The organism is Variovorax sp. 38R (genome assembly GCF_014843395.1).
Taxonomy (GTDB): domain Bacteria; phylum Pseudomonadota; class Gammaproteobacteria; order Burkholderiales; family Burkholderiaceae_C; genus Variovorax; species Variovorax paradoxus_H.
In genome coordinates this window covers 1,218,637-1,234,176 of record NZ_CP062121.1, presented here as the reverse complement: position 1 = coordinate 1,234,176, position 15,540 = coordinate 1,218,637, and the positions used below count along the sequence as shown (strand labels likewise).

The following is a 15,540-nucleotide window of genomic DNA, read 5'->3' as shown; positions in this document are numbered from 1 at the left end:
CCGCCTGCAGCCGCTTGCGGGTTTGTCCTCATGCCCTCATGTCTTCAGACCGGGTCCCAGCTGAACACGTCGGCCGAGCGGTCCAGCGGGAAGAAACTGGCGCGCATCGCCGGCATGGCGTGCTCGGCAATGCTCTCGGGTGTCCAGCCTTCCGAGCGGTGGACGGAGCGCACCGGGCGCGGCTGGCTGATCAGGGAGATCTCGTTGTTGCGCACCGAGAAGATCTGACCATTGACTGCCGCGGCTGCATCGCTCGCCAGGTACACCGCGAGCGGCGCCACCTTGGCGGGTGTCATCTGCTTGATCTTGTCGACGCGGGCGCGCTGCTCGTCGGTGTCGGTGGGAATGGCGCCGATCATGCGGCTCCAGGCGAAGGGCGCGATGCAGTTGGAGCGCACGTTGAACTTGAGCATGTCCAGCGCGATGGACTTCGACAGCGCCGCGATGCCGAGCTTGGCCGCCGCGTAGTTGGCCTGGCCGAAGTTGCCGATCAGGCCCGAGGTGGAGGTCATGTGCACCAGCGCGCCCGAATTCTGTTCCTTGAAATGCGTCGCGGCCGCACGGCTCACGAAGTAGGCGCCGTACAGGTGCACCTTGATCACCGCGTCCCACTCGTCGACCGACATCTTGTGGAAGAACCGGTCGCGCAAGATGCCCGCGTTGTTGACCACTGCGTCGATGCGCCCGAAGCTGTCGACCGCACATTCCACGATGCGCCCCGCGCTCGCGGCATCGGCCACGCTGTCGGTGTTGGGCACCGCCTGCCCGCCCGCCGCACGGATCTCCTCGACCACCTGCTGCGCCGGCCCGGCACTGCCTGCTGTGCCGCCGCCTTCGGCGTCGAGTGCCCCGTCGAGCCTCGCGCCGATGTCGTTGACCACCACCTTCGCGCCATGCCGCGCCATCGCGAGCGCGATGTCCCGCCCGATGCCGCCGCCCGCGCCGGTGACGACGATCACTTTTCCTTCAACCATGTGTCTTGCCTCTGCTTCGGATGTTCGTTCGCCCGCGCGTTCGCGGGGGAATTTCAGAATGCCACAGGGGGTGGGCTGCGGGTTCAGGAATTCCGAAGAGGGGCTTAAGCGACGGCGCGAAGGCCGGCTGGCTGGCTACTGCCGCGCCGTACGGATGTTCGCCGGCAGCGTCTGCGGCCAGCTCGTGCGGAACGGGTTGATGTCCAGCCCGCCGCGCCGCGTGTAGCGCGCATACACCGCGAGCTTGGTCGGCTGGCACTGGCGCCAGATGTCCGTGAACATGCGCTCGGCACAGGGCTCGTGGAACTCGTTGTGGTTGCGAAAGCTCACGATGTACGCGAGCAGGCCGGCCTGGTCGATGGGCGGACCGCTGTAGCGGATCTGCACGCTGCCCCAGTCGGGCTGGCCGGTCACGAGGCAGTTGCTCTTGAGCAGGCGGCTGGTGAGGGTTTCGTTCACGTGCACCTGCGTCGTGTCGCTGCTCAGCAGCTCGGGCGCGGGCTGGTAGTGGGTGCATTCGATGTCGAGGCGGTCGAGGTCGAGGCCGTCGATCTCGTGCACCGGCTCGCGGTCGAACAGCTCGGGTGTGAGCAGCTTCACGCCGATGCCGGCCGACTGGTCGCTGCCGCGCCATGCGGCTTCGGCGAGGTCGGTGCGCAGGTGCTCGCGCACGGCATCGATGCTGGCGAAGGTGCTGTTGTTGAAGCTGTTGAGGTACAGCTTGAACGACTTGCTCTCGATGATGTTCGGCGTTTCGCAGGGAATGGTGAAGTGCGCGATGGCCACCTGCGGCCTGCCGCGCGGGTTCAGCCAGCTCAGCTCGAAGGCGGTCCAGAGGTCGGCGCCGAAGAAGGGCAAGGCGCCGGCCTGGATGCCCATGGCTTCGCGCTGCGTGGCGCGTGCGATGGGGAACAGCAGGCTCGGGTCGTACTTGTCGGCGTAGGCCGAGGCGCGGCCGAGTTGCGATTGTTCAGGGGTGTTGGGGTTGGTCGGGTCGTGGCTCATGGGGCAGTTCCGGCATCCGCCGCGTGTGCGAACGGAGCGATGTGGTGGGCGAGGATCGTGCAGACCTCGGGCGGCAGGTCGTGGCCCATGCCGGGCACGGAGATGAAGGTCGCGCCCGGAATGCGCTGCGCCGAATCCCTGCCGCAGGCGATGGGCACGAGCGCGTCGGCGTCGCCGTGCAGCACCAGCGTCGGGCGCTGGATGCGTGCCAGCACCTGCGGTCGGTCGTCGTCGGCGCCGATGGCGAGCATCTGGCGCATCAGGCCGGCCGGGTGGTAGGCGCGGCGCATGCTGAAGGTGAGGCGCGTGGCCAGTTGCTCGTCGGTCTGCGGGTAGGCCGGGCTCTGGATGAGCCGCAGCAGCTTGATGCTGTGCGCGACCAGCGCGGCTTCTTCGTGGCTGCGCGGGCGCCGCATGAGCAGGGCCCCGACTTCGCGGCGCGGGCCCGGCAGGCCGCGCGCGCCGCTGGAACTCATGATGCTCACGAGGCTGGCAGTGCGCTCGGGCGCGGTGGCGGCGATGCGCTGCGCGATCATGCCGCCCATCGAGGCGCCGACGATGTGGGCCTTCTTGATGCCCAGCGCGTCGAGCACGCCGAGCGAATCGAGCGCCATGTCCTGCAGGGTGTAGGCGCTGCGCACCTTCAGGCCGATCCGGTGGCGGATGGTTTCCCAGACGAGGTTGCCGGTGCCGAGGTGGTCGAAGCCCTGGCTCAGGCCGATGTCGCGGTTGTCGTGGCGCACCACGCGAAAGCCCGCATCGACCAGCTGCTGAACGAAGCCGTCGGGCCAGGCGACCAGCTGCATGCCCAGCCCCATGATCAGCAGGATGACGGGGCGCCCTTCGCCGCCGGTGTCGTCGACTTCGATCTGCAGGCCGTTGGCGGTGACTTTCATCGGTTCCCTGTTGTTTCTCTTGCTGCTACTTGAATTCGCGCTCGCGCAGCCACTTGGTGGCGACCCATTTCTCACCCGCGAGCACCGGCGCGCCGCCATGCAGCGTGCGGGTGGCCGGGTCGGGCCGGTCGTAGCTGAAGAACACGCCGGTGCCGCGCACCGGGGCCACTTCGAGCCCGATGTCGGGGAAGGTGGTGGCACCGCCCTGCTCGGGCTCCTGCAGGTACATCACGAGCGTGGCCACGCGCTGGCCGCCGCGCTTGAGGATGGTGGGCGTGCCGGGCTCGTGCGGGTCGAAGTAGTCGTAGTGCGGGCGGTACTGCGCGCCGGGCGCGTAGCGCAGGATCTGCAGGCCCTCGCCGTATTCGAGCGGCCAGCGCAGCAGCATGGCCAGGCGCTGTTCGAGGCGCGCGACGATCTCGTTCTCGCCGCGCTCGAAGAACATGCCGTCGCTGGTGCGATCGACGTTGAGCACCTCGCCGCCGGTGCGGGTCTCGACGGTGAGCGAACGGGCCAGCCGCACGCGGGCGGCGGCGATCAGGCCTTCGCATTCCTCGGCCGACAGCAGGTTGCCGAACACGACGACGCGCGGATGCCGCACGGTCTGCAGCACCTGCACGCGGCGGTCGCCGGCCTCGATGTACAGCGGCGCGCCGTCCAGGTCGGGGCCGGGCATCTCGGTGCGGGCCGGCGCCAGGGCCGCCTCGGCCTGGGCCTCGGGGAAACCGGCCTCGAGCTGGGCCAGCGCCGCGTCGGTGGCCGAATCGTGCCAGCCGGCCTCGCGCATCGACATGCGCAGTGCGGGCACCGAATGGCCGGCCGCGAGCTGGGCCACCAGCCATTCGCGCAATTCCGGACTGATCGCTTGGGACATCAGACTTTCCTTCTGAACACCAGCCTTTCGGCTGTCGACACGTTTGCGTCGAAACCATAACCCTCGAGATCGAATTTTTCCAGCGCCTTGGGCGTGGCCGCCTGGTGCAGCACGGCCCAGCGCGCCAGCAGGCCGCGGGCGCGCTTGGCGAAGAAGCTCACGATCTTGTACTTGTCGCCCTTCCACTCCTGGAACACGCATTCGACCACGCGCGCCTTGAGCACTTTCTGGTCGACCGACTTGAAGTACTCCTGCGAGGCGACGTTGATGACGACCGGCGTGCGGTCGGCCGCGAGGCGTTCGTTCAAATGCTCGGCGATGCGCGAGCCCCAGAAGGCGTACAGGTCCTTGCCGTGGCGGTTGGCCAGCGCGGTGCCCATTTCGAGCCGGTAAGGCTGCAGGCGGTCGAGCGGGCGCAGCAGGCCGTACAGGCCGCTCAGGATGCCGACGTGGTCCTGGGCCCAGGCGAGCTGGGCCGGCGTGAGGCTGCGGGCGTCGAAGCCGCCGTAGACGTCGCCATCGAAGGCAAAGGCGGCCTGGCGGGCGTTCTTCTCGGTGCTTTTGGACGACCAGGCGGCGTAGCGGGCCACGTTGAGGGCCGAGAGCTTGTCCGACAGGTGCATCAGCTCGGCGATGTCCTGGGGCGACTTCTCGCGCAGCAGCTTGATGAGTTCGGCCGAGGGGCCGCGCGGGGCTTCGAAGTGGGGCTGGGTGGCGGGGGTTTCGGAGGGGACGGGGGTGTCGTAGTCGAGCGACTTCGCGGGGGAAAGCAGGAACAGCATCGGTCGATTATGTGGGGCTGGGGTTACCCCGGGCCACGCCGGTAAAATCCCGGGCAATCCCACCCTGTCACCAACGGCACCCGAGGGTGCCGTTTTGCATTCCCCATGAGCGAACCTACCTCCCAGCCCGGCCTCGAGAGCCTCTCCAAATCGTTCGAACCCGCCGCCATCGAGGCGCACTGGGGCCCGGAATGGGAGCAGCGCGGCTACGCCAAGGCGGGTTTCCGCGGCACGCAGCAGCCCAAGGAAGGCGCCGAGTCGTTCGCGATCCAGCTGCCGCCGCCCAACGTGACGGGCACGCTGCACATGGGTCATGCGTTCAACCAGACGATCATGGACAGCCTCACGCGCTACCACCGCATGAAGGGCGCCAATACGCTGTGGGTGCCGGGCACCGACCACGCGGGCATCGCCACCCAGATCGTGGTGGAGCGCCAGCTGCAGGAGCAGAAGGTCAGCCGCCACGACCTGGGCCGCAAGAACTTCGTGGCGCGCGTGTGGGAATGGAAGGAAAAGTCGGGCAGCACCATCACCGAGCAGATGCGCCGCATGGGCGACACGGTCGACTGGAGCCGCGAGTACTTCACGATGGACGACGACCTGTCCAAGGTGGTCACGCACACCTTCGTGAAGCTCTATGAAGAAGGCCTGATCTACCGCGGCAAGCGCCTGGGCAACTGGGACCCGGTGCTCAAGACCTCGGTGAGCGACCTCGAAGTCGAGAGCGAAGAAGAAGACGGCTCGCTCTGGCACATCGCCTACCCGCTGGAAGACGGCAGCGGCACGCTCACGGTGGCCACCACGCGCCCCGAAACCATGCTCGGCGACACGGCCGTGATGGTCCACCCCGAAGACGAGCGCTACAAGCACCTGATCGGCCAGCGCGTGAAGCTGCCGCTGGTGGACCGGTTGATTCCGATCATTGCCGACGATTACGTCGACAAGGAATTCGGCACCGGCGTGGTCAAGGTGACGCCTGCGCACGACTACAACGACTACGCCGTCGGCCAGCGCCACAAGCTCGAGGTGATCGGCATCCTGACGCTCGACGCGACCATCAACGACAACGCGCCTGAAAAATACCGTGGGCTGGACCGCTTCGTGGCGCGCAAGGCCGTCGTGGCCGACCTCGAGGCACTGGGCCTGCTGGTCGAGGTGAAGAAGCACCGCCTCATGGTGCCGCGCTGCGCACGCTCGGGCGCCGTGGTCGAGCCGATGCTCACCGACCAGTGGTACGTGGCCATGACGCGCCCCGGCGCCGACGGCCAGTCGATCGCGCAGAAGGCCATCGACGTCGTGAAGTCGGGCGAAGTGCGCTTCGTGCCCGAGAACTGGGTCAACACCTACAACCACTGGATGGAGAACATCCAGGACTGGACGATTTCGCGCCAGCTCTGGTGGGGCCACCAGATTCCTGCCTGGTACGACGAAGACGGCACGGTGTACGTGGCCGAGACCGAAGCCGAGGCGCAGGCCAAGGCACCGGGCAAGACACTGACCCGCGACGAAGACGTGCTCGACACCTGGTACTCGTCGGCGCTGGTGCCCTTCTCTTCGCTGGGCTGGCCCGAGAAGACGCAAGACCTGGCGCTGTACCTGCCCTCGACCGTGCTCGTCACGGGCTACGACATCATCTTCTTCTGGGTCGCCCGGATGATCATGATGACCAAGCACTTCATGGGCACGGTGCCGTTCAAGGACGTGTACATCCACGGCCTGGTGCGCGACGCCCAGGGCAAGAAGATGAGCAAGTCGGAAGGCAACGTGCTCGACCCGGTCGACCTGATCGACGGCATCGAGTTGCCCCAGCTGCTCGACAAGCGCACGCAGGGCCTGCGCAAGCCCGAGACCGCACCGGCGGTGCGCAAGAACACGCAGAAGGAATTCCCGGACGGCATTCCGGCCTTCGGCGCCGATGCGCTGCGCTTCACGTTTGCCTCGCTGGCTTCGCTGGGCCGCAGCATCAACTTCGACTCGAAGCGCTGCGAGGGCTATCGCAACTTCTGCAACAAGCTGTGGAACGCCACGCGCTTCGTGCTGATGAACTGCGAAGGCCAGGACTGCGGCCTGCTCGAACACACCAAGGAAGACTGCCAGGTCGGCGGCAAGGCCCACGGCTACCTGAAGTTCAGCCGCGCCGACTTCTGGATCGTCTCGCAGCTGCAGCGCGTCGAGGCCGAAGTGGCCAAGGGCTTCGAGGAATACCGCCTGGACAACGTCGCCAACGCGATCTACCAGTTCGCCTGGGACGAGTTCTGCGACTGGTACCTCGAGATTGCCAAGGTGCAGATCCAGACCGGCGACGACGCGCAAAAGCGCGCCACGCGCCGCACGCTGATCCGCGTGCTCGAGGCGCTGCTGCGCCTGGCGCATCCGATCATTCCGTTCATCACCGAAGAGCTCTGGCAGAAGGTCTCGAAGGTCGCGGGCCGTGAAGGCGCGTCGATCATGATCGCGGCCTATCCGCAGAGCCAGCCCGAGAAGATCGACGAAGCGGCCGAGGCGCACGTGGCGCGCCTGAAGGCGCTGGTCGACGCCTGCCGCACGCTGCGCGGCGAGATGAACGTGTCGCCCGCCACGCGCCTGCCGCTGTACGCGGTGGCCGACGATGCCGAAGGCGCAGCCTTCCTGCGCGACGCGGCCCCGGTGCTGCAGGCGCTGGCCAAGCTCAAGGAAGTGAAGGTGTTCGACGACGAGGCCTCGTGGCAGGCCGCCGCCGAAGCAGCGCCCGTGGCGGTGGTGGGCGCCACGCGCCTGTGCCTGCACATGGAGATCGACAAGGCGGCCGAGAAGCTGCGCATCGGCAAGGAAATTGCACGCATCGAGGGCGAGATCGCCAAGGTGCACGGCAAGCTCGGCAACGAGGCCTTCGTGGCCAAGGCGCCGCCCGCCGTGATCGAGCAGGAGCGCACGCGCCTGGCCGATTTCACCGCCACGCTGGAGCGCCTGCGCGACCAGCTTGTACGCCTCGGCTGACAGACGAGGCCAGAGTGGGGGCTTAGGATGCGGATGCAGGCTTTGCGCTGCATCCTCTCCCAACCCTCTTCTTTCCTCTTTGAAACGACACTGAACCGCCCATGTCCACTTCTTCCCCGACACGCATCCGCAAGGCCGTATTCCCTGTTGCAGGCTTCGGCACCCGCTTTCTGCCCGCCACCAAGGCGCAGCCGAAGGAAATGCTGCCGGTTGTCGACAAGCCACTGATCCAGTACGCCGTCGAAGAAGCCTATGCCGCGGGCATCCGCGACATGATTTTTGTGACCGGGCGCAACAAGCGTGCGATCGAAGACCACTACGACACCGCCTACGAGCTCGAAAGCCAGCTCGAAGCCAGCGGCAAGCACGCGCTACTCGAAATCGCCCGCTCGGTGTCGCCCGACGACATGACCTGCTCGTACGTGCGCCAGCCGCGCATGCTGGGCCTGGGCCACGCCGTGCTGTGCGCCGAGCACCTGGTGGGCAACGAGCCTTTCGCCGTGCTGCTGGCCGACGACCTGATGGTCGGCCCTGTCGGCGGTCAGCCCGTACTGGCGCAGATGACCGAAGCCTTCGCACGCCTGGGCGCCTCGGTGCTGGCCGTGCAGGAAGTGCCGCTCGAACACGTCAAGCGCTACGGCATCGTGGCCGGCGAGACCGTGGAAGAGGGCCTCGTGAAGGTCAACCGCATGGTCGAGAAGCCCAAGCCCGAAGACGCGCCCTCGCGCCTGGGCGTGGCCGGCCGCTACATCCTCACGCCCGGCGTGTTCGACGAGATCCGCAACCAGCCCAAGGGCGCGGGCGGCGAGATCCAGCTGACCGACGGCATCGCGGCGCTGATGAAGAAGGAATCGGTCTACGCCTACTCGTACAAGGGCGTCCGCTACGACTGCGGCAGCAAGGAAGGCTTCCTGCAGGCTTCGGTGGAACTGGCGCTGGCGCACCCCGAAGTGGGCGAGCAGTTCCGCGAATACCTCAAGAGCCTGAAGCTCTGAGGGCGCTCAGAAGCACCAACGAAAAGGGGCCGTGAGGCCCCTTTCCTTTTGTCGATCGCCGATCGCTAGCGCCGCTTCAGCACATGGATGAAGTCGCTGCCCACGGTCTCCTGCGCCATCAACTCGTTGCCGGTCTGGCGCGCAAAGGCCTGGAAGTCGCGCACCGAGCCCGGGTCGGTCGACACCACCTTCAGCAGCTGGCCGCTCGCCATGTCGTTGAGCGATTTTTTCGCCTTCAGGATCGGCAGCGGGCAGTTGAGGCCGCGCGTGTCGATTTCGCGATCAACTTGCATTGCCAGGCTCCGGCGGCAGGCTCAGGCCGCGGCGACGTTCTTCGTTTTCCGCGGCGGTGAAGAACACGGGCTCGTGGCCGCGCGTGCGCAGCCAGTCGGCCAGCGCGTAACCGGTGCCAGCGGGCCAGCACCGCAGGTCGGGCAGGTCGTAGAGGCGGTAGTCCACCAGCTCGGGCGAGAGCTTCACCTCGCCCTCGGCCACCACGTGGTACGCGATGATGATTTGGTTCATGCGCTGGAAGTCGTAGGCCCCGACGAGCTTGGAGGCGCTCACGTCGAGGTTGGTCTCTTCCTTGACCTCGCGCGCGATGCCTTCCTCGGGCGTCTCGCCGGCTTCCATGAAGCCGGTGATGAGCGCAAACATCTTGCCCGGCCAGGCCGCATTGCGCGCCAGCAGCACCTGGCCGCGGTACTCGACGATGGCCGCGAGCACGGGCGTGGGGTTGTTCCAGTGCGTGTGGCCGCAGTTGGGGCAGCGCAGGCGCTCCTTGGGACCGCCGTCTTCCATCAACGCGATCCATTCGAGCGGGGTGGCACAAGCTTGGCAAAACTTGGGGTGGGGCATGGGGAAGTCTCTGTTCTTTTTTCTCGGGCGTGCCGCGCCCGATGAAGGCGCCGCAGCGGGATGACGGAATCAGGCGGGAAAAACGCCCGTCGACAGGTAGCGGTCGCCGCGGTCGCACACGACGAAGACGATGGTCGCGTTCTCGACCTTCTTCGACACCTCGATGGCCGCCCACAGCGCGCCGGCTGCCGAGATGCCGCCGAAGATGCCCTCTTCGCGCGCCAGGCGTCGGCACATTTCCTCGGCGTCGTCCTGGGTCACGCTGATTTCTTCGTCGACGCAGCTCGGGTCGTAGATCTTCGGCAGGTATTCAGTGGGCCACTTGCGGATGCCAGGAATGCGCGAGCCTTCGGCCGGCTGCGCACCGACGATGCGCACCGCCGGGTTCTTTTCCTTCAGGTAGCGCGAGACACCGGTGATCGTGCCCGTGGTGCCCATGGCGCTCACGAAGTGGGTGATCTTGCCTTGCGTGTCGGTCCAGATCTCAGGGCCGGTGGTCTCGTAGTGGATGCGCGGGTTGTCGGGGTTGGCGAACTGGTCGAGCACGCGGCCCTTGCCTTGGCCGACCATCTGCTCGGCCAGGTCGCGCGCGTATTCCATGCCGCCGCTCTTGGGCGTGAGCACGAGTTCGGCGCCGAAGGCCTTCATGGTCTGGGCGCGTTCCACGGAGAGGTCCTCCGGCATGATCAACACCATGCGGTAGCCCTTGATGGCGGCGGCCATCGCCAGCGCGATGCCGGTGTTGCCCGAGGTGGCCTCGATCAGCGTGTCGCCGGGCTTGATTTCACCGCGTTCCTCGGCCCGCTTGATCATCGACAGCGCCGGCCGGTCCTTGACCGAACCCGCCGGGTTGTTGCCTTCGAGCTTCCCCAGAATCACGTTGCCGCGCTTGGCGTTTTCCGCGGCGTGGATGCGTTGCAGGGCAACCAGGGGGGTCTTGCCGATGGCGTCTTCGATCGTCGGATAATTCATGCCAGCCACTGTGCCATAATTTTGGGCTTCCTTCCGGATGTGCCCGGGTGGTGAAATTGGTAGACGCAGGGGACTCAAAATCCCCCACCGAAAGGTGTGCCGGTTCGATTCCGGCCCCGGGCACCATGAGACGACAGCGTCTCACCCCCACATCAAGAAACCCGCTCGCTTCATCGGCGCAGCGGGTTTTTCTTTGCTTCGAGCCCTCTCGGGCCGGGCAGCGCCCTTCCTAGCCAAGAACGCCGGCGAGCCTCACCTGGAGCGACAAGGCGGCCCGGTGGAGCAGCTCGAACTCGTCGTCCGGCAGCGGCATGGCCGTGAAGTTGAAGTGGCACAAGGTCCCGGCGACCGCGCCTGCGGGGTTCAACAAGGGAACCCCGTGGTAGCTGATGGTGTAGTCCCGCCCGGGATGCGTTGCAAAGCGTTCGTCCGCACTCGAGTCGTCGGTCCGGAACCAGCCGTCACGCAACACGAAGGGACAGATGCTCGCCTCGAAGGGAACGACGGCAATGTTTTCGGGGATCAGCTCGCCTTGCTTGTCATGCAGATAGAGGCTCGTGACCAGGTCGGAGCGGATCTTGTAGATCCCGGTGTACCGGTGCGGCACACGCGCATTCAAGTAGGCGAGGACCGCCTGCGCGCCTTGATCGGCAAGCAACGTTTCAATTGTTTTTGGCATACGTTTCGTTCGCTTCGACGGGTTCGATCTGGCACCCGTCCCGCCATGGTACGCCCGGCCCGGTCTGCGATGCCGGCCCCGGGCACCCGCTTCCGTCAGTCTGCCTGCGCGGTCCTCAACGCCGCCACCGCACGAATCTCCACCCGCAGCGCCGGCCGCGCCAGCGCGGCCACGCCGAGGATGGTCCACGCCGGGAAATCCTCGGTGATGTAGCGGTCCTTCACTTCGCGAAAGCCCGTGAGTTCGCTGCCGACGTCGACGTGGTAGCTCACGATCTCCACCAGGTCGGCGAAACCGAGCCCCGCGCTTTCGAGCACGACGCCCAGCCGCCGGAAGGCCCAGTCGGCCTGTTCCGAGGCGCTCTCGGGCACGCTGCCGTCGGCACGCAGGCCGACCTGCCCCGCCACGAACAGCAGGCCGCCGGCCTTGACGCCGGGCGCGTACTTGAAGGTGTCGAAGACGGCGGTCGAGCCGAAGGTCGGATGGCCGTCGGGGATGCGGACGCTCTGTTTGCTCACGGGGTGCGTCCTGTCAGGCTTCTGCCGGCAGCAGCCCGGTATGCACCGTCGGGTGCGCCAGCCGCACGCGCAGCTCGCGCTTGAGCCGCGTGTTGTCGAGCCGGCGCGATTCGCCCATGAAGCTCAGCAGCTGCAGCGGCAATTGCCGCTCGGCTTCGTCGCGCGCCACGCGCGGCGGGCGGGGCATGCCGTAGAGGTCGGCGGCCAGGTCGAAGTAGTCGCCCATGCGCAGCTCGGTGTCGTCCGATGCATGCACCACGCGCTGGGGTTTGCCGCGGAACAGCGCCGCCGTGCAGGCGCGTGCAAGGTCGTCGGCGTGGATGTGGCTGGTGTAGACGTCGTCCTCGCGGCGCAGCACGGGCGTGCCGCGCTCCAGGCGGCCGCGCGGGGTGCCGTTTTCGCGGTCGGGGGCGTAGATGCCCGGAATGCGCAGGATGCTGGTGCGCACGCCGGTGCTGCGGCCGAACCAGCGCACGGCGCGCTCGGCATCGACGCGCCGGTGGGAGCGCGGGGTGTCGGGGCGCACGCCGCGCGTTTCGCTCACGCGCGCGCCGCCGCAGTCGCCGTACACGCCGCTGGTCGAGCCGTAGACCAGCGCCGAAGGCAGCGAGCGCAGCCGCAGCGCCTGCATCAGCGACACGGTGCGCTGATCGCGCCACCAGGCGGCCCCGCCATCGCGCGCGGGCGGCGCCAGGTGCAGCACGCGGGTGGCGATGCCCGCCAAGCGGCGCAGGGCGGCGCTGTCGTCCAGATTGCCCACCAGGGGTCGGATGCCGGCCGCGCGCAGAGCTGCGACACGGTCGGCGGAGGACGTGAGCGCCACCAGCTGCATGCGCCCGCGCAGGTCGCGCGCCACGCGTTGGCCGACGTCGCCGCAGCCGACGATCAGCAGGCGCTCGCGCCGGAACCGGGCCGGCAGTGCGCCGGAGGGGCTATTGATTGAAGGCAAAATCCGGGTTCCTGTCTCTTTTCAGTTGTCCCGGCCGCACGCAGCCGGGAAAGTTCACCCCCGAAGAATACCGATGACTGCTACAGCGCCGCACGAAGCGGGCTTTTCCATCACCGTCGAACCCAGCGGGCGCCACTTCGTGGTCCAGGGCGACGAAACGATCCTCGCCGCGGGCATCCGCCAGGGCATCGGCCTCCCCTACGGCTGCAAGGACGGCGCCTGCGGTTCCTGCAAGTGCAAGAAGCTGTCGGGCGAGGTCACGCTCGGCCCGCACCAGAGCAAGGCGCTGAGCGCCGAGGAGCAGCTGGCCGGCTACGTGCTGACCTGCTGCGCCCACCCGACGAGCGACGTGGTGCTCGAGTCGCGCCAGGTCACCGAGGCCGGCGCGCTGCCGATCCGCAAGATGCCGGTGCGTGTGATGGCGCTCACGCGCCAGTCGCACGACGTGATCCTGCTGCGCCTGCAGCTGCCGGCCGGCGAGCCGCTGCAGTTCTATGCGGGCCAGTACGTGGAGTTCATATTGCGCGACGGCGCGCGCCGCAGCTATTCGATGGCCAATGCACCGCACACGGTGGCCGTGCCCGGCACGGGGCTGGAGCTTCACCTGCGGCACCTGCCGGGCGGCAAGTTCACCGACCACGTCTTCGGCGCGATGAAGGAAAAGGAAATTCTGCGCATCGAAGGCCCCTTCGGCAGCTTCTTCCTGCGCGAGGACTCCGACAAGCCGCTGATCCTGCTGGCCTCGGGCACGGGCTTCGCGCCGATCAAGGCGCTGCTCGAGCACATGAAGTTCAAGGGCATCGAGCGGCCCGCCACGCTCTACTGGGGCGGGCGCCGCCCCGAAGACCTGTACATGGACGCCTGGCTGCGCGCGCAGCTGGCCGAAATGCCGAACCTGCGCTACGTGCCCGTGGTGTCGAACGCGACGCCGGAAGACAACTGGACCGGCCGCACCGGCTTCGTCCACCAGGCGGTGCTGGAAGACTTCACGGACCTGTCGGGCCACCAGGTGTATGCCTGCGGTGCGCCGATCGTGGTCGACTCGGCCAAGCGCGATTACGTGGCGCTGGCCGGCCTGCCTGAAGAAGAGTTCTTCGCCGACGCGTTCACCACCGAAGCCGACAAGGCACTGCCCTGAGCCTTCGCGTTCCCCTTTTCCTTTCCGCAGACGTTACGTAGAACAACATGAAGACGAGACACTTCCTCCTGACCCTGATCGCCGGCGCCGCAGTGCTCGGCACCGGCCACGCCGCAGCCCAGCAACACCGCCCGATCCGCCTCATCGTGCCCTACGCGGCCGGCGGCCCGATCGACAACACGGCGCGCATCCTGGCCGAGCAGGTGAAGGACACGCTGGGCGGCCCGGTCATCATCGACAACAAGCCCGGCGCGGGCGGCAACATCGGCGCCGACTTCGTCGCCAAGGCGCCGGCCGACGGCCTCACGATCGGCATCGCGGCCACGGCCACGAACGCAGTGAATCCGTGGCTGTACAGCAAGATGCCGTTCAACGCCGCGACCGACTTCGCACCCATCACGCAGATGGTGCGCGTGCCCAACGTGCTGGTGATGAACGCCGACACGGCGAACCGCCTGAACATCCGCACGCTGGCCGACCTGATCCGCTATGCCAAGGCCAACCCCGCTAAGCTCAACTACGCCAGCGGCGGCAACGGCAGCGCCGGCCACCTGGCGGGCGAACTGTTCAAGAAAGAAGCGGGCATCTTCGCGGTGCACATTCCGTACAACGGCGGCAACCCGGCGCAGTTGGCGCTGCTGTCGGGGCAGGTCGACTTCAACTTCGACAACCTCGCCACGGCCGCGCCGAACATCCGCTCGGGCAAGCTGAAGGCAATTGCGGTCACGACGCTCCAGCGCAGCAGCGCCCTGCCCGACGTGCCGCCCGTGGCCGACACGCTCAAGGGCTTCTCGATCGACACGTGGTGGGGCCTGGTCGCACCGGCCGGCACGCCGCCCGATGTGGTCGCGAAGCTCAATCAGGCCTTCGTCGCCGCGCTGAACGCGCCGGAAACGAAGACCCGCTTCGCCTCGATGCTGGCCGAGCCGGTCGGCAACTCGTCCGAGCAGTTCGGCAGCTTCATGAAGAGCGAGCTCGCCAAGTACGAGAAGGTGGTCAAGGCCACCGGGGCGAAGGTGGACTGACGAGGTCGTCCAGGGGCGCGCTCGCTTCTGTGTCGGTGGCCGCCGCAACGGCCACCGCCGCTTCGGCCGCCCCGCTCTGGTACGTGCGCAGGCCCGCGAGGTCGAGCACTTCCACGCCACCGTGTTCGATGCGCAACAGGCCGTCGCGCTGCAGCGCATGCAGCGCGCGGTTGGCACGCTGGCGCGACACCGCCGACAAGAGGCCGATCTCGTCCTGGCTCAGCCGCACGAAACGCGTCGCGCGCGGGTAGAGGATCGGGTCGAACAGGCTGGCCAGGCAACGCGCCACGCGCGCATCCGGACCGAGCAGCCGATCGAACTCCATGAGGCCGATGAACAGGCTCAGTCGCGCGTTGATGTGTAACAACAGAAACCGATTGAAGTCGATGCTGGTGGACATCAGCCGCTCGAAGCTGTGTCGCGGCACACAGGCCACGCGCGTCGGCCGCAGCGCCACGCCGTCGTAGCGCCAGCATCCGGGGGTGAGCAGCGAGCCTTCGCCGCCCCAGCCGCCGGCGGTCACGCCTGTGAACGTGGACACGCGCCCGTCGGGCAGCGACACCGACATCTTCATGAGGCCGTCGATCACGCCGATCCAGTGATCAGCGGGCTCGCCGCGTCGCACGACGAAGCCGCCGGCCGGGACCACGCGCTCGTGCGACTCCTGCACGACGCGATCGAGTTCGTCGTCCGTGAGCGCGCGCGCCCACAAGCTCTCGCGGAGCATGTTCTCCAACGCGTCCGACATCGCGCCTCCTGCTGTCTTCCCTCGTGACATCGCATCGGCCGATCCGTCGCAGGCGCCGGTCGGCGGGGTACCGTAAGAAGTGTCGTTGCAACGACATCTTCGGCGCGGCGATGGTGCCACAGTCATTCGCGTTCGCCAAACAACAAGGAGA

The 15,540-nt window shown here is 67.4% G+C and carries 16 protein-coding genes and 1 tRNA gene; 5 read left to right on the top strand and 12 right to left on the bottom strand.

Translation table 11 applies throughout. The annotated features are described in order from the left end of the window. Window positions 1-44: 44 nt before the first annotated feature. From IG196_RS05490 to yaaA, 5 genes are all read right to left on the bottom strand, one after another. On the bottom strand, window positions 45-974 hold the full coding sequence (locus IG196_RS05490; RefSeq protein WP_192195328.1) for an SDR family NAD(P)-dependent oxidoreductase: 930 nt from the start codon (window positions 972-974) through the stop codon (window positions 45-47). A gap of 135 nt (window positions 975-1,109) precedes the next feature. Next, window positions 1,110-1,979 (bottom strand): NADPH-dependent 7-cyano-7-deazaguanine reductase QueF, encoded by an 870-nt coding sequence (queF, locus tag IG196_RS05485; RefSeq protein WP_192195327.1) that lies wholly within the window; start codon window positions 1,977-1,979, stop codon window positions 1,110-1,112. Beyond that, on the bottom strand, window positions 1,976-2,875 hold the full coding sequence (locus IG196_RS05480) for an alpha/beta fold hydrolase (RefSeq protein WP_192195326.1): 900 nt from the start codon (window positions 2,873-2,875) through the stop codon (window positions 1,976-1,978). Before IG196_RS05480 ends, queF begins: the two co-directional genes overlap by 4 nt. Before the next feature lie 25 nt (window positions 2,876-2,900). Continuing rightward, the gene (locus tag IG196_RS05475) at window positions 2,901-3,749 is read right to left on the bottom strand and encodes a 2OG-Fe(II) oxygenase (RefSeq protein ID WP_192195325.1); all 849 of its coding nucleotides are present in this window, start codon (window positions 3,747-3,749) and stop codon (window positions 2,901-2,903) included. Beyond that, window positions 3,749-4,531, bottom strand: a complete 783-nt coding sequence (yaaA, locus tag IG196_RS05470) for a peroxide stress protein YaaA (RefSeq protein WP_099795461.1) — start codon at window positions 4,529-4,531, stop codon at window positions 3,749-3,751. Before yaaA ends, IG196_RS05475 begins: the two co-directional genes overlap by 1 nt. Window positions 4,532-4,636: 105 nt before the next feature. Between yaaA and IG196_RS05465 the strand changes: the two genes are divergently transcribed. Together IG196_RS05465 and galU are read left to right on the top strand one after the other, a co-directional pair. Next, window positions 4,637-7,507 carry a valine--tRNA ligase gene (locus IG196_RS05465; protein ID WP_192195324.1) on the top strand — a complete coding sequence of 957 codons (2,871 nt, stop codon included), beginning with the start codon at window positions 4,637-4,639 and terminating at the stop codon, window positions 7,505-7,507. A 101-nt stretch (window positions 7,508-7,608) separates the two neighbouring features. Then, a complete protein-coding gene (gene galU, locus IG196_RS05460; RefSeq protein ID WP_192195323.1) occupies window positions 7,609-8,502 on the top strand; it encodes a UTP--glucose-1-phosphate uridylyltransferase GalU in 894 nt (297 codons plus the stop codon). A 65-nt stretch (window positions 8,503-8,567) separates the two neighbouring features. Here galU and IG196_RS05455 read toward each other — a convergent pair whose 3' ends face one another. From IG196_RS05455 to cysM, 3 genes are all read right to left on the bottom strand, one after another. After that, entirely contained in the window at window positions 8,568-8,795 is a 228-nt protein-coding gene (locus tag IG196_RS05455; RefSeq protein WP_099795458.1) for a sulfurtransferase TusA family protein, read from the bottom strand. Then, window positions 8,785-9,360, bottom strand: coding sequence for an NUDIX domain-containing protein (locus IG196_RS05450; protein WP_192195322.1), 576 nt, complete (start codon window positions 9,358-9,360; stop codon window positions 8,785-8,787). The genes IG196_RS05455 and IG196_RS05450 overlap by 11 nt, the downstream gene beginning before the upstream one ends. 69 nt (window positions 9,361-9,429) lie before the next feature. Then, window positions 9,430-10,332, bottom strand: a complete 903-nt coding sequence (gene cysM, locus IG196_RS05445) for a cysteine synthase CysM (RefSeq protein WP_099795456.1) — start codon at window positions 10,330-10,332, stop codon at window positions 9,430-9,432. 41 nt (window positions 10,333-10,373) lie between these two features. On the opposite strand from cysM, the gene IG196_RS05440 reads away from it, so the two are divergent. Beyond that, window positions 10,374-10,458 (top strand) — tRNA-Leu (locus IG196_RS05440). Between the two features lie 103 nt (window positions 10,459-10,561). Here the strand turns inward: IG196_RS05440 and IG196_RS05435 are convergent. The 3 genes from IG196_RS05435 to IG196_RS05425 all read right to left on the bottom strand — a co-directional run bounded on the left by IG196_RS05435 (window position 10,562) and on the right by IG196_RS05425 (window position 12,478). Continuing rightward, window positions 10,562-11,011 carry a GAF domain-containing protein gene (locus IG196_RS05435; RefSeq protein WP_192195321.1) on the bottom strand — a complete coding sequence of 150 codons (450 nt, stop codon included), beginning with the start codon at window positions 11,009-11,011 and terminating at the stop codon, window positions 10,562-10,564. 95 nt (window positions 11,012-11,106) lie between these two features. After that, a complete protein-coding gene (locus IG196_RS05430) occupies window positions 11,107-11,529 on the bottom strand; it encodes a RidA family protein (RefSeq protein ID WP_192195320.1) in 423 nt (140 codons plus the stop codon). Window positions 11,530-11,542: 13 nt separating this feature from the next. Then, on the bottom strand, window positions 11,543-12,478 hold the full coding sequence (locus tag IG196_RS05425) for an NAD-dependent epimerase/dehydratase family protein (protein WP_192195319.1): 936 nt from the start codon (window positions 12,476-12,478) through the stop codon (window positions 11,543-11,545). A 73-nt stretch (window positions 12,479-12,551) separates the two neighbouring features. Here IG196_RS05425 and IG196_RS05420 point away from each other — a divergent pair, with 73 nt between their 5' ends. Next, a complete protein-coding gene (locus IG196_RS05420) occupies window positions 12,552-13,616 on the top strand; it encodes a CDP-6-deoxy-delta-3,4-glucoseen reductase (protein ID WP_192195318.1) in 1,065 nt (354 codons plus the stop codon). A 47-nt stretch (window positions 13,617-13,663) separates the two neighbouring features. Beyond that, window positions 13,664-14,641, top strand: a complete 978-nt coding sequence (locus IG196_RS05415) for a Bug family tripartite tricarboxylate transporter substrate binding protein (RefSeq protein WP_192195317.1) — start codon at window positions 13,664-13,666, stop codon at window positions 14,639-14,641. Here IG196_RS05415 and IG196_RS05410 read toward each other — a convergent pair. Then, on the bottom strand, window positions 14,613-15,389 hold the full coding sequence (locus IG196_RS05410; protein WP_192195316.1) for a Crp/Fnr family transcriptional regulator: 777 nt from the start codon (window positions 15,387-15,389) through the stop codon (window positions 14,613-14,615). The two genes, IG196_RS05415 and IG196_RS05410, sit on opposite strands and share 29 nt — an antisense overlap. Between the last annotated feature and the right edge of the window lie 151 nt (window positions 15,390-15,540).